Below are 19,565 nucleotides of genomic sequence, written 5' to 3' on the forward strand. Positions count from 1 at the left end.
TCCGTTGTGGTTCAAGGTGCAGGAATGAGTGCATCTTTTGCCGGCGGGGCGCGAGCCGTCCAATACTCGAATCGCATACAACTATTCAACTGCGCTGCGCATGGGCCCCGGCAACCGACCCCTCGACCTCGAATGGCTGGAAGATTTCCTGGCCCTGGCCGAGTCCGGCAATTTCTCGCGTGCCGCGCAGGCGCGCTCCATTGCGCAGCCCGCCTTCAGCCGCCATATCCGATCGCTGGAGGAGTGGGTGGGGGTCGACCTGTTCGACCGCAGCGGGCACCCCACCGCGCTCACGGCGGCGGGCAAGCGCTTCCAGCCCCTGCTGCAGGAAGTGCTCGCCGATCTCGAAGCCGCCCGCATCAAGGCCCGCGCCGCGCACGACCTGGATGCCGCCAGCCTCAGCTTCGCCGCCACGCACGTGCTGTCGCTCACATTCTTTCCGCGCTGGCTGGGCAGCGTGGAGTCGCGCCTGAGCATGGGCCCGATCCAGACCGTTTCCGACAGCTCGTACGCCTGCGAAGACCTGATGCTGCAGCGCCGCGTGCAGTTCGTGCTGTGCCACGGACACGCAGGCGCGCCGGGGCGGCTCGACGACACCGGCTACCCCGTTCAGCGTTTGAGCGAAGACGTGCTGGTGCCCGTGAGCGCGCCCGATGCAAACGGCGCTCCGCTGCATGCGTTGGGCGCAGGCCAGTCGCCTTCCGTGCTGGTCTACAGCGATGCCTCAGGGCTGGGCCGGATCATGCGGGCCATGCAGGACAGCGAGTTCGGCAAGGACTTCGCCGCATCGCTGTCGATCGTCTTCACGGCCCACCATGCCGCGCTGCTGCGCACCATGGCACTTGAAGGCCGCGGCCTCGCATGGCTGCCGATGAGCCTGGTGGCTGATGACCTGCGCAGCGGCACGCTGGTCGATGCCGGCGCGGGCGGCTGGCGCGTGCCGGTGGACATCCGGCTGTATCGCCAGCAGGCGCACATGGCGCCGGTGGCGGAAGCGCTGTGGGCGCTGGTCAGCGAAGGCGCCTCAGGCGCCTGACCGCTACCAGTTTCAATTCGCGCAGCGTGCCTCGAGAGCGTCGAGGAAGGAGCGGTCCCAGCGGCCTTCCTTCATCGCCTGGATCGTGCGCGCTTCCGTTTCCAGGTGCGCGCGGGCCTTCTCGATCAGCAGCTCAGCCTCGTCGGGCGAGAAGGCGAGCAGCCCGTCCTGGTCGCCCACCACGATGTCGCCCGGGTTCACGATCATGCCGCCGACCGACACCGGCACGTTGATCTCGCCGGGGCCATCTTTATATGGGCCGCGATGGTTCACGCCGCGCGCGTACACCGGGTAGTCGCGCTCGCGGATCTCGGCCACGTCGCGGATGGCGCCGTCGAGCACCAGGCCTGCGGTGCCGATGGTCGCGGTATAGAACGACAGGATGCCGCCGATCACGGCGTTCGTGATGTCGCCGCCCGCGTCGATCACCAGCACGTCGCCGGGCCGGCAGAACTCGAAGGCGCGCATCGGCGTGAGGTTGTCGCCGCCGCGCGTCTTCACGGTGACGGCAGTGCCCGCCATGGTCTTGTGTCCGGGGCGGTGGTAGGGCTGCAGGCCGACGCTGCCGATGTTGCGGTGCAGGTTGTCGCTGAGCGCGGCCACCGGAATGTCCTGCAGCGCGGCGATGATGGCCGGCGCCACTTGCGGGGCCGACGGGTTCTTGCGGATGGCTTTGTAGGGCATGACTGGTCCTTGTGAGTTTTCAGCGCGCGTCAGCGCAGTGCGGCCACGGCACGCGCGATGCGCGTGCAGCCTTCTTCCAGCGTCTCGATCGACGTGGCAATGGAAAGACGGAAGTAGGGCGACAGGCCGTACGCAGTGCCCGCGACCACGGCAACGCCTTCGCTTTCGAGCAGGTACATCACCACGTCGCCGTCCTCGTTCAGGCGCTTGCCCTCGGGCGTGGTCTTGCCGATGAGGCCGCCGCAGTTGATGTACAGGTAGAAGGCGCCGGGCGGCGTGGCGCAGCTCAGGCCGGGAATGTCGTTGATGAGTGCCAGCGTGCGGTCGCGCCGCTGCTTGTACACGGCCACGCTCTCGGCCACGAAGCCCTGGTCGCCGTTCAGCGCCGCGGCCGCGGCTGCCTGGCTCACCGAGCAGCAGTTGCCGGTGGACTGCGACAGCAGCGTGTCCAGCGCCTTGATCAGGTCCACCGGCCCGGCCGCATAGCCGATGCGCCAGCCGGTCATCGCATAGGTCTTGGAGACGCCGTTCACGATCAGCGTGCGATCGCGCAGGGCCGGTGCCACCGAAAGGATGTGCGGCAGCGGCTCGCCGTCGAAGCGGATGTGCTCGTAGATCTCGTCGGTCATCACCATCACGTGCGGATGGCGTTCCAGTACCTCGGCCAGCGCGCGGTATTCGGCCGCCGTGTAGCTCGCGCCGGTCGGGTTGCTCGGCGAATTGATCAGCAGCCAGCGCGTGCGCGGTGTGATGGCGGCCTCGAGCTGCGCGGGCGCGAGCTTGAAGCCCTGGGATTCGGGGCAGGCCACGGTAACGGGCGTGCCCTCGCAGGCGAGCACCATGTCGGGGTACGACACCCAGTAGGGTGCGGGAATGATCACCTCGTCGCCCGGCTCCAGCGTGATCGCGAAGGCGTTGTAGATCGCACTTTTCGCGCCGCTGGTGGCAATGATCTCGTTCATCGCGTAGCGCAGGCCGTTCTCGCGTTCGAGCTTGGCGACGATGGCTTCGCGCAGCTCCACCGTGCCCGCCATCAGTGTGTAGCGCGTGGCACCGCGCTCGATGGCGGCGGCCGCGGCCTGGCGGATGTGGGGCGGCGTGTCGAAGTCGGGCTCGCCCACCACGAGGTTCACGATCGACTTGCCCTGCCTGCGCAGTTCGTTGGCGCGGTCGGCGGCCGAGGTGCTGGGCGAGGGCTTGATGCGCCGCACGCGGGCGGCAATGCGGGAGGTAGTGGCTTGCATGGACCGAACGGTACGCACATCGAACAGCCGAGGCCAAGACGACTTTTCACTGGTTGTATAGGCGCAGCTTATGGTGAGCCCCGATACCGGCCGCGCAGGGCCGGTGCTAGGCTTGGCTTTTGCTTGGGGACAAGGCGTGAACCTGCGACGCCTCAAATATTTCGTGAAGATCGTGGACATCGGCAGCCTGACGCAGGCGGCCGAGGTCCTTTTCATCGCCCAGCCTGCGTTGAGCCAGCAACTGGCCACGCTCGAGGGCGAAGTGCGCCAGCAGCTGCTGGTGCGCACCAAGCGCGGCGTGACGCCCACCGAAGCCGGCAAGGTGCTGTACCGCCATGCGCAGATCATCCTGCGCCAGTGCGAGCAGGCCCGCGTCGACATGGAGGCTGCCGGCGAAGGGCTCTCGGGCCAGGTGTCGGTGGGGCTGGCACCCGGCACGGCCGCGTCGGCGCTGTCGCTGCCGCTGCTGCGCACCGTGCGCGCGCGCCACCCGGGCATCCTGCTCTACCTGAACGAGAACTACGGCACCACGCTGAGCGAGCTCATCATGAACGGCCGCATGGACCTGGCCGTGCTCTACGGCGACAAGGCCATCCATGGGCTCACCTTCCTGCCGCTGCTCAAGGAGCCGCTGTTCCTGGTCGGCCCCGCATCGATGCCGGCGCCCTCGCAGCCGGTGAAGCTGGCCGACCTGCGCGACATCGAACTCTTCCTGCCGCGCCCGTACAACGTGGTGCGCAAGCTGGTGGATGCGGCTTTCGTGCGCGCGGGCATGGTGCCGCGCGTGGTGGCGGAGATCGAATCGGCCTTTACCCTCACTGCGGCCATTGCCGACGGGCTGGGCGCCACCATCCTGCCGGCGTCGATGGCGCGCGAGGTGGTCGCGAGCTGCGGGGCCTGGCAATTCCCCATCGTCGACCCGGTCATCGAGGCGCCGCTGGCGCTGTGCCAGTCCGACCACCTGCCGCTGTCCGAACCCGCACAGGCGGTGAAAGACATCCTGCTCGAACTCGTGGTCGACCTGGCCCGCACCGTCGCATCGACGCCTGAACCCGAGCTCGCCGCCTTGTCTTGAGCTGATGGGCTGCCCGTCATAAGGCGCCCTTATCCCGGCACAGCCAATCCGTCTTTGGCTTCGGGCCCGCGGCCCGTTACCTTTCATGCATGCCGTCACGCGTTCGCGGAATGCGTCGGCCATCACAGCCATCGGCATGAAGCAGGAACAGATCAAGACGCTCATCGACGCTTTGGCCGCATCGGACCTGGCGGAACTGGAGTACAGCGAGAACGGCAGCACGCTGCGGCTGGTGAAGCTGTCGGCGCTGGGCGTCGCAACTGCCGTGCGAAGCCCGTCCGCTGCACGGAAGGCTCCGCGACAGGCTTTGGAAGAAACAACCGCGGTGGCCAACGCCGAATGCCTTGCACCGCTGTTCGGCGTGGTGCACCTGCAGCCCGCGCCCGGCGAGCCGCCCTTTGTGCAACCGGGGCAGGCTGTGGAAGCCGGCCAGCTGCTTTGCGTGATCGAGGCGATGAAGATGTTCAACGAAGTCCGCTCCGATCGTGCAGGCACCGTGCAGCAGGTGCTCGTGCATTCGGGCCAGGAAGTGGAAGCAGGGCAGCCCCTGTTCCGCTTCGGATGAGGAGGCACGCGCGATGTTCGACACCGTGCTCATTGCCAACCGGGGTGAAATCGCCTTGCGCATCCAGCGCGCCTGCCGGGGCCTTGGCCTGCGAACGGTAGCCGTGTATTCGGAGGCCGACCGCGACGCGATGTATGTCGCGCAGGCTGACCAGGCGCTGTGCATCGGGCCGGCCGCACCGCGCCTGAGCTACCTCAACCAGTCCGCCATCCTGTTTGCCGCCGAGGTGAGCGGCGCGCAGGCAATCCATCCCGGCTACGGCTTTCTCTCGGAGAACGCAGGCTTCGCCGCGCGCGTCGAGCAGGCCGGCCTCGTGTTCGTCGGGCCCAGCGCCGCGTGCATCCGCACCATGGGCGACAAGGTCTCGGCCAAGCGCGCGATGCGCAAGGCTGGCGTGCCCTGCGTGCCCGGTCCCGACGAGGCGCTGCCGGACGACCCGGCCGCAGTGCTGGCCCTGGCGCGCGACATCGGCTATCCGGTGATCGTGAAGGCCGCGGGCGGGGGCGGCGGGCGCGGCATGCGCGTGGTGCACGAAGAGGCCGCGCTGCTCGACGCCATGGCGCTCACGCGCGAGGAAGCGCGCCAGGCCTTCGGCAACCCTGAGGTCTACATCGAGAAGTTCTTGCTGCATCCGCGGCATGTCGAAATCCAGGTGCTGGCCGACAGCCACGGCAACGCCGTGTGGCTGGGCAGCCGCGACTGTTCGCTGCAGCGCCGTCACCAGAAGGTGATCGAGGAGGCGCCCGCGCCCGGCATCGACGACGCGCTGATGGCCGAGGTGGGCGAGCGCTGCGCGGCTGCGTGCCGGCAGATCGGCTACTGCGGCGTTGGCACCTTCGAATTCCTGTACGAGAAGGGCGCCTTCTATTTCATCGAGATGAACACGCGCCTGCAGGTCGAGCACCCCGTGACCGAGATGACCACCGGCATCGACATCGTGCAGCAGCAACTGCGCATGGCGCTCGGCGAGCGCCTGTCGCTCGCGCAGGCCGACGTGCGCTGCCAGGGCCACGCCATCGAGTGCCGCATCAATGCCGAGAACCCCGACACCTTCGCACCCGCGCCCGGTCGCATCACCGGCTGGCAGGTGCCCGGCGGCTTCGGCGTGCGCGTCGATTCGCACGCGGGCGCCGGCTACCGCGTACCGCCGTACTACGACTCGATGATCGCCAAGCTCATCGTGCACGGCGACACCCGCGCCGATGCGCTGGACCGCATGCGCCTGGCGCTGGCCGAGACGCATGTGGAAGGCATTGCCACCAACGTGCCGCTGCACCGCGCGCTGCTGCGCGACGACGGCTTTGCCGCCGGCGGCGTCGACATCCATCACCTCGAACGCTGGCTGCAGCAAAGGAGCGCGGCGTGAACGCACAGGCATCCCGTACCGAACCGTCCATCAGCCTTCTGGGCACCACCGCGTTGCTGTTCGAAGCGCCCGGCGACATGAACCTGCCGTCGCAGCAGCGCATCTGGGCGCTGGCGCACGAAGCCGAGAGCTGGCCCGAAGTGCGCGAGGCCGTGCCGGGCATGAACAACCTGATGCTCACCTTCACGCGCGCGCCGCGCCACCTCGATGCGCTGTGCGCGCGCCTGTGCGACGCCTGGAGCGCTGCCACCGCCGTGCCGCGCGAAGGCCGCGTGGTCGAGCTCCCCGTGGTCTACGGTGGCGAGGGCGGCCCGCACATGGCCGACGTGATGGCGCATACGGGCCTGAGCGTCGAGGCCATCGTCGAGCTGCACAGTGCGCCGCTCTATCCGGTGTATGCGCTCGGCAGTCATCCCGGCTACTGCTACCTGGGCGGCATGGACCCGCGCATCGCCACGCCGCGTCGCAAGACGCCGGTGCTCAGCATCCCGGGCGGCGCGGTGTCGATCGGCGGTGCGCAGACGGGTGTGTCGGCATCGGCCGGCCCCAGCGGCTGGAACACCATCGGCAGCACCTCGATGGTGTTCTTCGATCCGGCGCAAGACCCGCCCGCCATGCTGCAGCCGGGCGACATGATCCGATTCCGCGTGGAGGGCATCGTCCGATGATCGAAATCCTTTCGTCCGCCGCGCTCGCCACCGTGCAGGACCTGGGCCGCACCGGCAGCCTGCGCTGGGGCGTCGGCACCTCGGGTGCCATGGACAACCTCGCGCTGGCCGCCGGCAACCTGCTGCTGGGCAATGCACTCGGTGCGGCTGCCGTCGAGGTGCCGGTGTTCCCGTTCAAGGTGCGCTTCGACGAAGACTGCGCCTTCGCACTGACCGGTGCCGACTGCGCCGCCAAGCTTGACGAGCAACCCCTGCTGCCCTGGTGGGTGCATCAGGCACGCGCCGGCCAGGTGCTCACGCTGGGCCTGCCGCAAGGCGGCGCGCAGCGCGGCAGCCGCGCAGTGCTGTGCGTGGCCGGCGGCATCGACGTGCCCGAGGTGCTGGGCTCGCGCAGCACCCAGCTGCGCGGCGCCTTCGGCGGCCACGAAGGGCGCGCACTGCGCCGCGGTGACGTGCTCCGCGCAGCCGATGCAGGCAATGCGTGCCGCACCGGCTTCGGCCTCGTGCCGCCCGCGCTCGCACTGCCGCTGGAGCGCGATGGCGTGGCGGCCGTGCGCGTGCTGCCCGCGGCCGAGTACCTGGCCTTCGAGCCGACTTCGCGCGAGGCCTTCTGGTCCGGCGAATGGAAAATCACCTCCCAGAGCGACCGCTACGGCTACCGGCTCGACGGCGAGGCACTGCGGCCCATCGCACCGATGGAACTGCGCTCGCACGGCATCGTGCCCGGCGTGATCCAGGTGCCGCACAACGGGCAGCCCATCATCCAGATGCGCGACGCCCAGCCTTCGGGCGGTTACCCCAAGTTCGGCACCGTGATCGAGGCCGACATGTGGCGCCTCGGCCAGGCGCCCATCGGCAGCCGCATGCGTTTCATCGAAACCACCTGGGAAGAGGCGCTGGATGCGCTCGACGAAGTGCGCGCTTGGCTCGACAAGGTGGCGCGTGTGGTGGAACTGCATCGGGGGGCGCCTCATGTGTGAGATTCGTTGTTCGGGGCGCGATCACGCCGACGGCGTGCTCTGCTCCGCGAATGTCCCCCGGCCTTCGGCCTCCTCCTTTATTTCGCTGCGCAGAGCACACCATCGACGTGATCGTTCAGCGCACTGGTTGATTGGCCAGCACGAGAGCCGCGCCCATTGTGCGAAGAGCACCGGGTGCTCCCCGCAGCGAAATAAAGGAGGAGCCGAAGGCGGGGGACATTCGCGGAGGGGAGTACCCGGTGTTCTTCGCACGCACCCCGGAAAAAACTGACATGCAGGACACCACACTGCGCACTCCGCAACTCGCCGCCTGGCTGGCAGGCACCGATATAGGCCTGCTGGAACTGCGCACGCCAGAAGGCACCTTGCGCCTCGGCCGGCAGGGCGACGAAATCGTGGAGCTGCCGGATGAAGAAGCCGAGCCCGAGCTCCTGAATATCCACGCCCCTTCGCTCGGCGTATTCCTGCAAAGCCATCCAATGGCCACCACATCACTGGTGCGCATCGGCCAGCGCGTGGAAGCAGGCCAAATCGTCGGCCTGCTGAAGATCGGCCCGCTGCTGCTACCCGTGACGGCACCGCAAGCCGGCATCGTCGACAACATCCACGCGGACGATGCAACGGCCGTCGGCTACGGCGCACCGCTGTTCGACCTGCACCCCCTCTGACGAACGAGACAAGGATTCACGATGGACATCGATCTGAATGCAGACCTCGGCGAAGGCTTCGGCCCCTGGCGCATGGGCGAGGACGAAGCCCTGCTCGACATCGTCTCTTCCGCCAACGTGGCCTGCGGCTTCCACGCGGGCGATCCGGTCATCATGGACCGCACCGTGCGCATGGCGCGCCAGCGTGGTGTCGACGTGGGTGCGCACGTGGGCTTTCCCGACCTCATGGGCTTCGGCCGCCGGCCGATGCAGATAGAGACCAAGGAACTTGTGGCGTACGTGCTCTACCAGCTGAGCGCGCTGGAAGGCATGGCGCGCACCGCCGGCCACCGCATGACGCACATGAGCTTTCACGGAGCGCTCGGCAACATGGCCGCGGCCGACGCCGCGCTGGCCGAGCCGCTGGTGCGCGCCGTGGCCGACTTCGATCCCTCGCTCACCGTCAGCACATCGGCCAGCCGCGCCATCGAGGGTGCGGCCGAGCGCTGCGGCCTGCGCGTGCGCACCACCTTCCTGGCCGATCGCGCCTGCGGCGACGACGGCCTGCTCGTGCCGCGCAAGCTGCCCGGCGCGGTCATCCACGAGCGCGACACGGTGCTGGCGCGCGTGCGCCAGCTTCTCGAAGAAGGCACCGTCACCAGCAGCACCGGCAAGAAGATCCCGATGCGCGTGCATTCGATCCTGCTGCACGGCGACACGCCCGGCGCCGTCGACCTGGCCCGCGCCGTGCGTGGTGTGGTCGAGAAGGCGGGGCGCGTGGTGCCCATCTCCAGGCAATCGACCTGATGCATCGGGGCACGAACATGGTGCTTACCCTTACTCATATGCACAGATGCCGGGCGACATAAGGGGGGCTTATCGCTCCACAGTCAATCCGTCTTGGCGCCGCCCGCAGGCGCTGGCTACAGTGAAATCCAGGCAGTCATCTGCCCCTTAACGAAAGAACCCGATATGCCGTTTTCCGACTACAAGACCGCGCTGGTGACCGGAGCCTCTTCAGGCATCGGCGCCGCCGTCGTCGAGCGCCTGAGCAAGGAAGGTCTGAAGGTCCATGCGCTGGCGCGCAGCGCCGACAAGCTGGCCGACCTGGCCGCGCGCACCGGCTGCATTCCGCACGCCATCGATGTGAGCGACCTCGCCGCCGTCACGCGCCTCGCGAAAGAAGTCGAGTTCGACGTGCTGGTCAACAACGCCGGCGTGGACCGCCCCGGCTCCATCCTCAAGGCCGACGCCGAGGGCATCGACCTGCTGGTGGACGTCAACCTGCGCGCCGTGCTGCACCTGTGCCGGCTCGTGGTGCCCGGCATGGCGGTGCGCGACCGCGGCCATGTGGTGAACATCAGCTCCATAGCCGCGGCCTACAACTTCGGCGGCAACAGCACCTACCACGCGACCAAGGCGGCCGTGAGCATGCTGTCGCGCCAGCTGCGCATCGACTGCTTCGGCAAGCGCGTGCGCGTCACCGAAATCTGCCCGGGCCGCGTGGCCACCGACATCTTCGCGCACGTGCACGGCGACTCCGAAGACACCTACAAGCGCTTCGTCGAAGGCTACGAACTGCCGCAGGCCGAAGACATCGCCAATGCCATCGCCTTCGCCATTGCCGCGCCCATCGCGGTGAACGTGGGCCACATGGAAATCACGCCCACGCTGCAGGTGCCCGGCGGCCTCTCGACCACGCGGCCGGAAACGCCGCGCGACTGAGCCCCCGGCCCATGCACGCCACGCAAAGGAACAGCGCATGAAGGACTTCGACCTGCTGGCGATCCTGCTGAAGCCGGAGTTCGGCGACATGCTGCTGCACGGCATGCTGGAGACGCTGAAGATCGCGGCCGGCTCCTGGTTGCTGGCGATGACCATGGCTGTCGTGCTGCTGGTGGTGCGGCTCACGCCGAACCGCATTGCCGAGCGCATCGTGGCCGGCTATGTCTCCTATCACCGCAACGTGCCCACGCTGGTGCAGCTCATGTTCTGGTACTTCGGCATCTTCAGCCTGCTGCCCGATGCGCTGCAGGGCTGGCTGTCGGTGCACAACGCCGAGAGGTTGCTGTCGATCGTCGCGCTGGGCCTGTGCCAGGCCGCCTACTTCAGCGAAGACATGCGCTCGGGCCTGCGCGCCATTCCGTCGGGGCAGGCCGAGGCCGCGCGTGCGCTCGGCCACGGCTACATCGGCTCGATGCGCCACGTGATGCTGCCGCAGGCCATCCGCAACGCTGTGCCGGCGCTGGTGAACCACAGTGTGTCGCTCTTCAAGAACAGCAGCCTGGCCATGGCTATCGGCGTGGCCGAGCTGACGCACGCGGTGAAGGAAATCGAGAGCCAGAGCTTTCGCACCTTCGAGGCCTACAGCGTGGCCACCGTGCTGTACCTGGTGTGCTCGCTGCTCATCATGGCGGTGGGTGGCTGGCTGTCGCGGCGCTATCGCATCGTCGGTGCACGTTAAGCAGGAGCCACGATGTTCAGCGTCTACGAAATCCTCCGCGACAACTGGCTGCTGCTGCTGGTCGGCCAGTACCCCACCGGACCGCTCGGCGGCATCGTTGCCACCCTGATCCTGTCGGTGCTCGGCATCGTGCTGGCCTTTCCGCTGTCGGTGCTGCTTGCGCTGGCGCGGCTCTCGCCCTGGCGCCTGCTGCGCTGGCCCGCCACCGTGCTGGTGTACGTGGTGCGCGGCGTGCCGCTGCTGATGGTGATCCTGTGGGTCTACTTCCTGGTGCCCATCCTCATCGGGCGCGAGGTGTCGGGCTTCACCACCATGCTGTGTACCTTGGTGATCTACGAGGGCGCCTACCTCTCCGAGGTGGTGCGCGCCGGCATCCAGTCGCTGCCCAAGGGCCAGAGCGAGGCGGCGCGCGCGCTCGGCCACAGCCACCTGAGCACCATGTGGTTCGTGATCCTGCCGCAGGCGCTCTACAACATGCTGCCGAGCATGCTGAGCCAGTTCATCTCCACCATCAAGGAGACCACGCTGGGCTACGTGATCAATGTGCAGGAACTCACCTTCGCGGCCAACCAGATCAACAACCAGCTTCTGACCAAACCGTTCCAGGTGTTCTTCATCCTGGCGATGACGTACTACGTGGTCTGCTTCAGCCTGACGCAACTGGCGCAATGGCTGGAGCGGCGCATCGCGCACAAGCGGCTCGGCGCTGCGCCGGTGAAGGCCGCCGAAGACGGCGTGCCGCTTCCAACCCCTGTGGTGACCCAGCCATGACAACGCCCGCTCCACACCCCGCAGGGCGGCCCGTGGCCGCCAAGGACGACACCATGATCCTGTTCTCGAACATCAACAAGTGGTACGGCGACTACCAGGCGCTGGCCGACATCAATGCCGAGGTGAAGAAGGGCGAGGTCGTGGTGGTCTGCGGGCCCTCGGGCTCCGGCAAGTCCACGCTGATCCGCACCGTGAACCGGCTGGAAGAAGTGAAGTCGGGGCAGCTGCTTTTCGACGGCCACGACATCCATGCGCCCATGGGCAGCGCGGCGCTGAACAAGCTGCGCAGCCGCATCGGATTCGTGTTCCAGAGCTTCAACCTGTTCCCGCACCTGTCGGTGCTGGAGAACATCATGCTGTCGCCGATGCGCGTGCTCGGCGTGAAGCGCGCCGACGCGAAGGCCAAGGCCGGGCAGCTGCTCGAACGTGTCGGGTTGTCGAACAAGGCGGGCGCGTACCCGGCGCAGCTCTCGGGTGGTCAGCAGCAGCGCGTGGCGATTGCCCGCGCGCTGGCGATGGAGCCGCCGGCCATGCTCTTCGACGAGCCCACCAGCGCGCTCGACCCCGAGATGGTGGGCGAGGTGCTGTCGGTGATGCGCGGGCTTGCCAACGACGGCATGACCATGATGTGCGTCACCCACGAAATGAACTTCGCCCGCGAAGTGGCCGACCGCGTCTGGTTCATGGATGCGGGCCGCATCCTCGAGAAGGCCGACCCCGAGACCTTCTTCGGCAGTCCGCAGCATCCGCGCGCGCAGCGCTTCCTGTCGGATCTGCGCGCGCATTGATTTCTTCCGTCGTTCACCTTTTCGCAATCTCCCAGGAGCTCACCATGTCGAACAAGACCGTCTTCCGCCTCGCCATTCTTGGCACCTGTCTCAGCGCGGCCTCGCTGCTCGCGCATGCCGACCAGTGGAGCGACATCAGCCAGCGCAAGGAGCTCAAGTGCGGCACCTTCGCCGACGTGCCCCCCTTCGCGGCACCCGACCCCAAGACGCGCGAGATGGTGGGCCACGACGTCGACCTGTGCAACGCGCTTGCCAAGGAGCTGGGCCTCACCGCCAAGGTCACGCCGCTGTCGGTGGAAGCGCGCGTGCCCGAAGTGAAGCTCGGCCGTGTCGACGTGACCATCGCCAATCTGGCCTACACCAAGAGCCGCGGCGAGCAGATCCAGTTCAGCGACCCGTACTACGTGGCCAAGGAAATGCTGGCCGTGAAGGCTTCCGACCCCGGCACGGTCAAGGCCGACTTCAAAGGCAAGCGCCTGAGCTCGACCAAGGGCTCCACCTCCGAGATGTCGATCAAGATGAACGGCTCGGAGCCGGTCACGTTCCAGGACACGGGCTCGGCCTTCATGGCGGTGCAGCAGAACAAGTCGGTCGGCATGGTCGCCAACACCATGACCATCACCAAGTTGGTCAACCAGTCGAAGACCGAAGGCGTCGCGCTGAAGATGATCAAGGACCCGATGGTGCTCCAGCCCATCGGCATCGGCATGAAGAAGGACGAGCCCGTGCTGCTGTCCAAGGTAAACGCTGCCCTCTACGCGCTGGAGAAGTCGGGCGAGCTCGACCGCCTCTGGGCCAGGTGGCTGGGCCCGAACACCGAATACAAGATGGTGCGCGAAGAGAAGGTCATGCCGTTGGCCGAACTCAAGTTCGAACTGCTGCCCTGAACCGGCCTGAAGCCCCTCAGTCGTAGTTCGTGAACCGGCTCGGCTCCTGAGTGGGAGCATTCAGTGGCTGGTAGCCCTGGATGTTCTGCAGCAGCGTGCTCGTCGGGTTCGAGCCGATGTTGCCGAAGCCGTTGAACTGGATCTGGAACATCAGCCGCGTGTCGGGCGTCGTGCGGCCCGACACGAGGCGCTCGAGCACGATGCGGCCCACCCAGCAGCAGGCGTTGTATTCCGCGCCGATCAGGCTGTCGGACATCGCGTGGTCGTGCAGGCTGTAGCTCAGCCGCCCCACCGCATACCAGCGCCCCGGGTCCGTGGGCGACTTGTTGCCGAAGAGGCCTCTCGTCAGCTCGCTCAGCGGCCACTGCCAGTTGAAGTCCACCGTCTTCGTGCCGTCGTCCGCGGTCGAGCTGCTGTCCGCCTGGTAGCGGAAGGCCGCGGTGAGCGTGTGGTACGGCGCAGGCGTGTAGCGCAGGGTGAGTGCGTCGCGCGAGCTCTTGCCGTTGTCCATGTTGTATTGCGCGATGCCGTCCACGCTCCATTTCGGGTTCCAGTGGACCAGCCCGCCGACGATGAAGTCGCCCGTACGGTCGGTCACGGCGGTGCCGCTGGGCAGCGTGACGTTCTGGTCGCTGAAGCGAAAGCGCTGCGCGATGCCGAAGCGAGCTGACTCGGCGCCCGTGGCCGGGTCGATCAGGCGCGTGCTCACGCCCGTGGTCAGGGTGTTGGTGTCCGAGACGCGGTCGTTGCCCGAGAACGCGTTCTCGGTGTAGAGCGTGGCAAAGCTGATGTCATTGGCGGCCGTGTCGTACACCGGCAGCTGGCTCTGGTCGCGGTAGGGCGTGTGCACGTAGTAGGCGCGCGGCTCCAGTGTCTGGCGCCATGCGCGCCCGAACAGATTGGTGTCGCGCTCGAACACCAGGCCGCTGTCGAGGCTCACGGTCGGCACCACGCTGGTGATGGAGGTCGCGCCGCTGGCCAGCGCCGAATCGAGCTGGTAGGCGGCGGTGTGAAGCAGCAGCTTCGGAATCACGTAGCCGCCCGGCGTGACCCACGGCCGGCTGATCTGCAGGTTGCCGACCATGCGCTCGCCGTTGGGCTGCTTGATGCCGTTGAGCGTGGGCGAGTAGGCGGAATCGATCTCGAAGCGCGTGTAGTCCAGCGTGCCCGACACGTCGAAGCCGTGCCAGTCGTACTTGTTGTAGTTGGCCGTGATTTGCGGCACGCGGTTGTACGAAGGCGTGATGGGCGAGGCCGCGTACTGCAGCGTCTGGTAGGCGAGGGTGCGCGCCTGGCCGCTCCAGTCGCCCTTGGTCCAGTTCAGGTCGAACTCGTTCGTGAGCGTGCGCGAGGTCAGCGTGGGCGTGTGCGAGAAGTCGCGCCAGTAGTCGTCGTCGCTCACCCGGTTGATGTTGAACGAGGTGCTGAGCGAATCGAGCCCGAAGGGCTTGGGATCCAACTGCTGGTTGTGCTGAGCCCACAGGCCCCAGCGGTTGATGCCGCGCAGGCTGTCGCTGGGCATTTCGTCCACGCGTATCTGACCGCTGTAGGTTTTCTCGAGGTAGCGGAACTCGGTGCCCAGGTTCACGCCGCGGTTGGTCATGATCTCGGGGTACAGCGTGAGGTCGCGGTTGGGTGCGATGTTCCAGTAGTAGGGCTGCAGGTACTCGAAGCCGTTGGTGGTGTCGTAGCCGATCACCGGCGGCAGCAGGCCGCTCTGGCGCGCGTTGCTCAGCGGAAAGCTCACCGACGGTATCGAGGGCGTGGTCACGCCGAGGAAGCTGATCTGCGCGTCGGTGGCTGTCGCGAGGTTGGTGTCGGTGTCGGTGGTCATCGTCACGGCCGTGAGCATCCACGCAGGCACCCAGCTCGAGTAGTTGTCGCGCAGGCAGGTGGTGTAGGTGGCGTGCCGCGCGATCGACACCTTCGGGTCGACGAAGTCGATGCGATCGGCCTCGCCATGCCCGCCGTTGGCCAGCAGCGTGTAGCGCACGTGGTTGAAGAAGCCCTCGAAGCTCTCGACCTTCAGGTGCAGCTCAGGGCCTTCGTACACGTTGCCGGCCTGGTTCAGGTGCACGTTGCCGGTGGCCGTGGCCAGGTCACCCGGCGGCTGGTATTCGAGCCTGTCGGCCGTGATGCGCGTGTCGCCGCGCCGCAATGAGGCATTGCCCTCGACCACTACTTCGAGATCGGGCCGGCCGCTGAGCTTGTCACCGTCGACCAGGCTGGGGCGCGTGCTGCGCTCGGTCGGTGCGATGGTCTCCACGAGCTCTGGCGTGCGGCGCAGCGTCATCGGCGCCTCGGTCCATGTTTCCTGTGCCGGGGCTGTTTGCGCACGCAGCAGAAGCAGCGACAGCAACACCATCGGCGGCCGCGGAAAACCGCGCCAGCGTAATTTCATGTGAGAGGATTTCCAGGAAGCAAGCCGGCGTCGGGTCAGGCGTCTTGCCTGGCCTGCGATTCCCATGCAAAGCCGACGCCATAGACCGAGCGGATCCAGTCGTGCTCGGTCGAGACGGTGGCCAGCTTCTTTCTGAGGTTCTTGATGTGGGTGTCGACCACGCGTTCGTTGACGTCGAGCGCCTCCGGGAACGCGGCCTCGAGCAGCTTCGAGCGCGTCAGCACCCGTCCCGGCTCCTGCGAAAGCGCGCGCAGCAGCAGCGATTCGCGGCGCGTCAGCGGCAGGTAGTGGCCGTCGAGAATCGCGCAGCCGCGCACGGCCCCGAAGGTGATCGGCACCGAAGGGCGCGCGACGATGCGGCGCTGCGCATAGCGCCGCAGCACCGTGTGGATGCGCACCACGACTTCCCTCGGAGAAAAGGGTTTGCACACGTAGTCGTCCGCGCCGAGCTCGAAGCCGCGCAGCCTGTCGGCTTCGTGTGCGAGCGCCGTCAGCATGATGATCGGGTGGTCGCTGCGCGCGCGGATCTTCTCCAGTATCTGCAGGCCACTGACGTGCGGCAGCTGAACATCGAGCAGGGTGAGCGCGGGCGGCGAGGTCAGGATGCGATGGAGCGCGACCGCGCCGTCATCGATATGGTCGACCTCGTGCCCGGCGCGATGCAGTTCGTCCAGCAGCACCGACGCGGCGTCGCGCCCTTCCTCCACCAGCAGGATCCGGCTCATCGCGTCATTGCAGCTTCAGGACGCCCGGGTGCGCAGGCCTAACCGGAGCCTGCGCGCTCTTTTCGCGGCTGTTCCTCATGTGGTCGTCGACCGTCAGGTTGCCCTGCAGGCCGGTCAGCAGCCGCAGCGTGCGGTCGATGGCGTCGTCGTCGAGCATCGGATAGCCCTGCTCGGTGCGCCCGTTGTTGCGCGCCACGCGCGCGATGTAGGGCAGGTCCTGCGGCGTGATGACCACGGACGGCATCACGCCCTGCAGCTCCACGCCCTCGAACGGCAGGAGCACGAAGTACTGCACCCGCAGGTCGGGCGGCAGCAGGCTGCGCAGGTGTGTGGTCTTGCGACCGCACTGCCAGGCCGGGTCTTTCACCTCGCGCGCCAGCGAATGCCCGTTCTGGCGCAGGAACCAGCGCGGCAGCGCCTGGGCGGCGGTCTTGCGATACACCACTGCGTTGCGCCAGCCCTTCACCTCGAACAGGTACACGCCGGCCTCGCACACCAGTGCCACGTCGAAGCGGGCCGTGGGCACGGCGCTGCCTTCGTACATGGGGATGACGAGGTCCCGAAGCACATGCATCCGGTCGAATGAGGGCTGGAACGCGCTCACGAGTTGCTGGATGGCCAGCGTGGTCGCCGTGGTGTTGTTCGCCTGCTCGCCATCCGCGGAGCACGCGCGGCGCACGGGTGCGGCAGTGTCGGGCTTCGGGTGTCCGTGGCCGGCCAGTTTCAGCACGGGGCGGGTGGGGACTTTATGCAAGGCAGTGGTCATGTAAGGCTCCTTCGAACTTCAAGGATTGCGCAACTTTCGGGAGACTTTGTGCAGAAACGGCAATTGATCCGTTTGTTCGGCCTGTGCGGATTGCGGGCCCGCGATCGAGTCGATCGACGGGCTGTTTCCGATGCTTCCCATGAAGACGACCCATGCAAGCGCCAGCTCGCCGTTGGCCGCGGCCAGCACGTGCAGGTCGAGCAGCAGGCCCTGGAAGTCCTCCATCAGCTGCACTTCGGAGATCTCGCCGCGGTCGCGGCGCTGCTTCGACGATTCGAACTCGACCCTTGCATTCGCAACGCGCGCGTACGCGGTGTTCGCGATGTCGCTCTGCGCCTGCAGGCGGCGCAGTGCCTCTGAAACCTGCTCTCGTGCCTGCGCAACCGCATGCACGTAGAAGGGATTGCCGGGCACGTCGATGCTCTGTTGCCCTTCGTTCGTCGCCTCGTTCGTCGCTTCGATCACGCCGTCGGGCATCGCGCTCGGATCGGCGCCGTAGAGTGCGGCGGCCAGGTTGACGTCGTTCCTGTTGGCAAGCACCGCCATCGGGAGCTCGCGCGGCACCTCGGCTGCGAAGCGGGGCAGCGACTTGTCCTGCAATGCGTCGGCGAGCATTTCGTTCAATGCGGCTTCCGACATGTGGCACTGCTTTGCCAGATAGGAGATGTAGCTTGCGCGCTGCGCCTGCAGCTTGCCGATGGTCGTTTCCGCGCTGGCGTGCCGTGCCGCGAGCTGCTTCGCAAAGTCGTCGTACGGCTGCGTGGTGCCCTGGATGAGCATGGTTTGCCGCACGACGGCGGAGCGCGTGTTCTCCAGATAGAGCAACTCGAGCGTCTTTACCTTGAGCGCGATGTAGGTTGCGGCCACGCCCGATTCGTTGGCGTTGCCCGATGCGGCCATCAGCCGGTTCATCGCCGTGTCCTCGAAGCTGGCCCACCAGTGTTGCTGCTGCGTGTTTGCCTGCGCCTGCGTGCGCACCTTGTGGTCGACGAACATGCTCGCCGCAAGCACGGAGGTGGAGTGAACCATTGCGATGCTCGTGCTGGCGCATGCGATGGCCAAGGCACCGCAAATCGCCGCCATCAGGATTCGTGAGCGCTTCACCTGTGAGTCTCCAGCTTCGTCATGCGTGGATCTTTTCAGGCGATCTGGGAGAAATTTGAAGGACGGTGCAATGGCCCTGCCGCATGAGGCTTGTGCGTGTGTGATGTACGCGCACAACACTCGAAGCTGCAGAAAACGGAACCACCAAATTCCTCCTGATTTGGGCGAAACCATGCGTACAGCCGGTCGATACCGAACGGCCGCATCAGACCTGAAACTGGAGAACCCTGAATGAAGAAAACCCTCACGGCATTCGCTGCCCTGGCCGTCTGCGGCCTGGCTTCTGCCCAATCGTCCGTCACGTTGTTCGGCGTCGTGGACGCTGGCCTGACCTACCAGTCGAGCACCTCGCGCGACACGACCACCGGCGCGTCGGTCAAGCAAAGCAAGACGAGCCTGGGCAACTCGGCCTACAACTCCAGCCGCATCGGCTTTCGCGGCACCGAGGACCTCGGCGGCGGGCTGGCAGCGAGCTTCTGGCTCGAAGCGCCCATCACCAACGACGACGGCGCCACCGGCGTGTCCACCTTCAGCCGCCGCTCCACCGTGAGCCTGTCGGGTGGCTTCGGCGAACTGCGCCTGGGCCGCGACTACACCGCCACCTTCTGGAACGACACCGTGTTCGATCCGTTCGGCACCAACGGCTCGGGCACCAACGTCATCAGCACCGTCAGCGGCAACACCACCATCAACAACGCCAACTACGTGCGTGCCAGCAACTCGATCGGCTACTTCCTGCCGCCGAACCTGGGTGGTTTCTACGGCCAGGTGCAGTACAGCCTGCACGAGAACGCCAGCACCGACGCCACCAGCACGACGGCCGCCTCCAGCAGCACGGCTGGCCGCTACGTCGGTGGCCGCTTCGGCTACGCCAACGGTCCCCTGGACGTGGCACTGGCCGTGGGCCAGAGCACCGTCGTGGACACCACCGCGCTGGAGCGCAGGGTGCAGACCATCAACCTGGGCGCTTCGTACGACTTCGGTCCCGTCAAGCTGTTCGGCGAGCTGTCGAACGTGAAGAACAAGTTCGACTACGCGGCAGCGGCTGACACGCACGACACCTACAACGGCTACCTGATCGGTGCGACCGTGCCGGTGGGCGCAGGCCTGATCCGCGTGGCGTACTCGCAAGTGCGCTACAACGAAGGCACGGCCGGCATCACGGGCGAAGACCCGATGGCACGCAAGTTCGCAGTTGGCTACGTGCACAACCTGTCCAAGCGCACGGCGCTGTATGCGACGGTGGCGCGCGTGAACAACCGCAACGACGTGAACTACACGGGCAGCCTGGTGTCGGCCAGCACCACGGGCTACGGCAGCACGGGCACGGCCTACACGGGCCTGCCGCGCTCTTCCACCGGCTACGACTTCGGTATCCGCCACGCGTTCTGATG

At 66.9% G+C, this 19,565-nt stretch carries 20 protein-coding genes; 14 read left to right on the top strand and 6 right to left on the bottom strand.

The features are described 5' to 3' along the window. The first annotated feature begins 100 nt into the window (after nucleotides 1–100). A complete protein-coding gene (locus NWF24_RS04380) occupies nucleotides 101–1,036 on the top strand; it encodes a LysR family transcriptional regulator (protein ID WP_258353144.1) in 936 nt (311 codons plus the stop codon). A 12-nt stretch (nucleotides 1,037–1,048) separates the two neighbouring features. Here NWF24_RS04380 and NWF24_RS04385 read toward each other — a convergent pair whose 3' ends face one another. Further along, complete coding sequence (locus NWF24_RS04385; RefSeq protein ID WP_097198134.1) at nucleotides 1,049–1,720, bottom strand: RraA family protein; 672 nt, start codon at nucleotides 1,718–1,720, stop codon at nucleotides 1,049–1,051. A 29-nt stretch (nucleotides 1,721–1,749) separates the two neighbouring features. Continuing rightward, nucleotides 1,750–2,964: an aspartate transaminase gene (locus tag NWF24_RS04390; RefSeq protein WP_258353145.1), complete on the bottom strand. Its 1,215-nt coding sequence runs from the start codon at nucleotides 2,962–2,964 to the stop codon at nucleotides 1,750–1,752. A gap of 136 nt (nucleotides 2,965–3,100) precedes the next feature. Between NWF24_RS04390 and nac the strand changes: the two genes are divergently transcribed. The 12 genes from nac to NWF24_RS04450 all read left to right on the top strand — a co-directional run bounded on the left by nac (nucleotide 3,101) and on the right by NWF24_RS04450 (nucleotide 13,175). Beyond that, the gene (nac, locus tag NWF24_RS04395) at nucleotides 3,101–4,039 is read left to right on the top strand and encodes a nitrogen assimilation transcriptional regulator NAC (RefSeq protein ID WP_176928866.1); all 939 of its coding nucleotides are present in this window, start codon (nucleotides 3,101–3,103) and stop codon (nucleotides 4,037–4,039) included. A 136-nt stretch (nucleotides 4,040–4,175) separates the two neighbouring features. After that, nucleotides 4,176–4,604: an acetyl-CoA carboxylase biotin carboxyl carrier protein gene (locus NWF24_RS04400; RefSeq protein WP_093077628.1), complete on the top strand. Its 429-nt coding sequence runs from the start codon at nucleotides 4,176–4,178 to the stop codon at nucleotides 4,602–4,604. Nucleotides 4,605–4,617: 13 nt separating this feature from the next. Next, on the top strand, nucleotides 4,618–5,970 hold the full coding sequence (gene accC / locus NWF24_RS04405) for an acetyl-CoA carboxylase biotin carboxylase subunit (protein ID WP_258353146.1): 1,353 nt from the start codon (nucleotides 4,618–4,620) through the stop codon (nucleotides 5,968–5,970). Further along, nucleotides 5,967–6,638, top strand: a complete 672-nt coding sequence (pxpB, locus tag NWF24_RS04410; RefSeq protein WP_258353147.1) for a 5-oxoprolinase subunit PxpB — start codon at nucleotides 5,967–5,969, stop codon at nucleotides 6,636–6,638. Before accC ends, pxpB begins: the two co-directional genes overlap by 4 nt. Further along, the gene (locus NWF24_RS04415; protein WP_258353148.1) at nucleotides 6,635–7,618 is read left to right on the top strand and encodes a 5-oxoprolinase subunit C family protein; all 984 of its coding nucleotides are present in this window, start codon (nucleotides 6,635–6,637) and stop codon (nucleotides 7,616–7,618) included. The genes pxpB and NWF24_RS04415 overlap by 4 nt, the downstream gene beginning before the upstream one ends. A gap of 239 nt (nucleotides 7,619–7,857) precedes the next feature. Continuing rightward, on the top strand, nucleotides 7,858–8,286 hold the full coding sequence (locus NWF24_RS04420) for an acetyl-CoA carboxylase biotin carboxyl carrier protein (protein ID WP_258353149.1): 429 nt from the start codon (nucleotides 7,858–7,860) through the stop codon (nucleotides 8,284–8,286). A gap of 21 nt (nucleotides 8,287–8,307) precedes the next feature. Further along, nucleotides 8,308–9,072: a LamB/YcsF family protein gene (locus NWF24_RS04425; protein WP_258353150.1), complete on the top strand. Its 765-nt coding sequence runs from the start codon at nucleotides 8,308–8,310 to the stop codon at nucleotides 9,070–9,072. A 165-nt stretch (nucleotides 9,073–9,237) separates the two neighbouring features. Continuing rightward, complete coding sequence (locus tag NWF24_RS04430; protein ID WP_258353151.1) at nucleotides 9,238–9,990, top strand: SDR family oxidoreductase; 753 nt, start codon at nucleotides 9,238–9,240, stop codon at nucleotides 9,988–9,990. A 37-nt stretch (nucleotides 9,991–10,027) separates the two neighbouring features. Next, nucleotides 10,028–10,729 carry an amino acid ABC transporter permease gene (locus tag NWF24_RS04435; RefSeq protein WP_258353152.1) on the top strand — a complete coding sequence of 234 codons (702 nt, stop codon included), beginning with the start codon at nucleotides 10,028–10,030 and terminating at the stop codon, nucleotides 10,727–10,729. A 12-nt stretch (nucleotides 10,730–10,741) separates the two neighbouring features. After that, complete coding sequence (locus tag NWF24_RS04440; RefSeq protein WP_258353153.1) at nucleotides 10,742–11,500, top strand: amino acid ABC transporter permease; 759 nt, start codon at nucleotides 10,742–10,744, stop codon at nucleotides 11,498–11,500. Between the two features lie 53 nt (nucleotides 11,501–11,553). Further along, entirely contained in the window at nucleotides 11,554–12,288 is a 735-nt protein-coding gene (locus NWF24_RS04445) for an amino acid ABC transporter ATP-binding protein (RefSeq protein ID WP_093077570.1), read from the top strand. A gap of 44 nt (nucleotides 12,289–12,332) precedes the next feature. After that, nucleotides 12,333–13,175: an ABC transporter substrate-binding protein gene (locus tag NWF24_RS04450; RefSeq protein ID WP_258353154.1), complete on the top strand. Its 843-nt coding sequence runs from the start codon at nucleotides 12,333–12,335 to the stop codon at nucleotides 13,173–13,175. A gap of 16 nt (nucleotides 13,176–13,191) precedes the next feature. Here NWF24_RS04450 and NWF24_RS04455 read toward each other — a convergent pair whose 3' ends face one another. From NWF24_RS04455 to NWF24_RS04470, 4 genes are read right to left on the bottom strand one after another with little or no spacing between them, the layout of a single operon-like run. Further along, nucleotides 13,192–15,576, bottom strand: coding sequence for an LPS-assembly protein LptD (locus NWF24_RS04455; RefSeq protein WP_258353155.1), 2,385 nt, complete (start codon nucleotides 15,574–15,576; stop codon nucleotides 13,192–13,194). Nucleotides 15,577–15,611: 35 nt separating this feature from the next. Then, nucleotides 15,612–16,301: a response regulator gene (locus NWF24_RS04460; RefSeq protein WP_258353156.1), complete on the bottom strand. Its 690-nt coding sequence runs from the start codon at nucleotides 16,299–16,301 to the stop codon at nucleotides 15,612–15,614. A gap of 4 nt (nucleotides 16,302–16,305) precedes the next feature. Continuing rightward, nucleotides 16,306–17,067, bottom strand: coding sequence for a nuclease-related domain-containing protein (locus NWF24_RS04465; protein WP_258353157.1), 762 nt, complete (start codon nucleotides 17,065–17,067; stop codon nucleotides 16,306–16,308). An 18-nt stretch (nucleotides 17,068–17,085) separates the two neighbouring features. Next, nucleotides 17,086–18,096, bottom strand: coding sequence for a hypothetical protein (locus NWF24_RS04470; protein ID WP_258353158.1), 1,011 nt, complete (start codon nucleotides 18,094–18,096; stop codon nucleotides 17,086–17,088). Between the two features lie 306 nt (nucleotides 18,097–18,402). Here NWF24_RS04470 and NWF24_RS04475 point away from each other — a divergent pair, with 306 nt between their 5' ends. Continuing rightward, nucleotides 18,403–19,563 (top strand): porin, encoded by a 1,161-nt coding sequence (locus NWF24_RS04475; protein ID WP_258353159.1) that lies wholly within the window; start codon nucleotides 18,403–18,405, stop codon nucleotides 19,561–19,563. Nucleotides 19,564–19,565: the final 2 nt, after the last annotated feature.

The organism is Variovorax paradoxus, from assembly GCF_024734665.1.
Lineage (GTDB): Bacteria > Pseudomonadota > Gammaproteobacteria > Burkholderiales > Burkholderiaceae_C > Variovorax.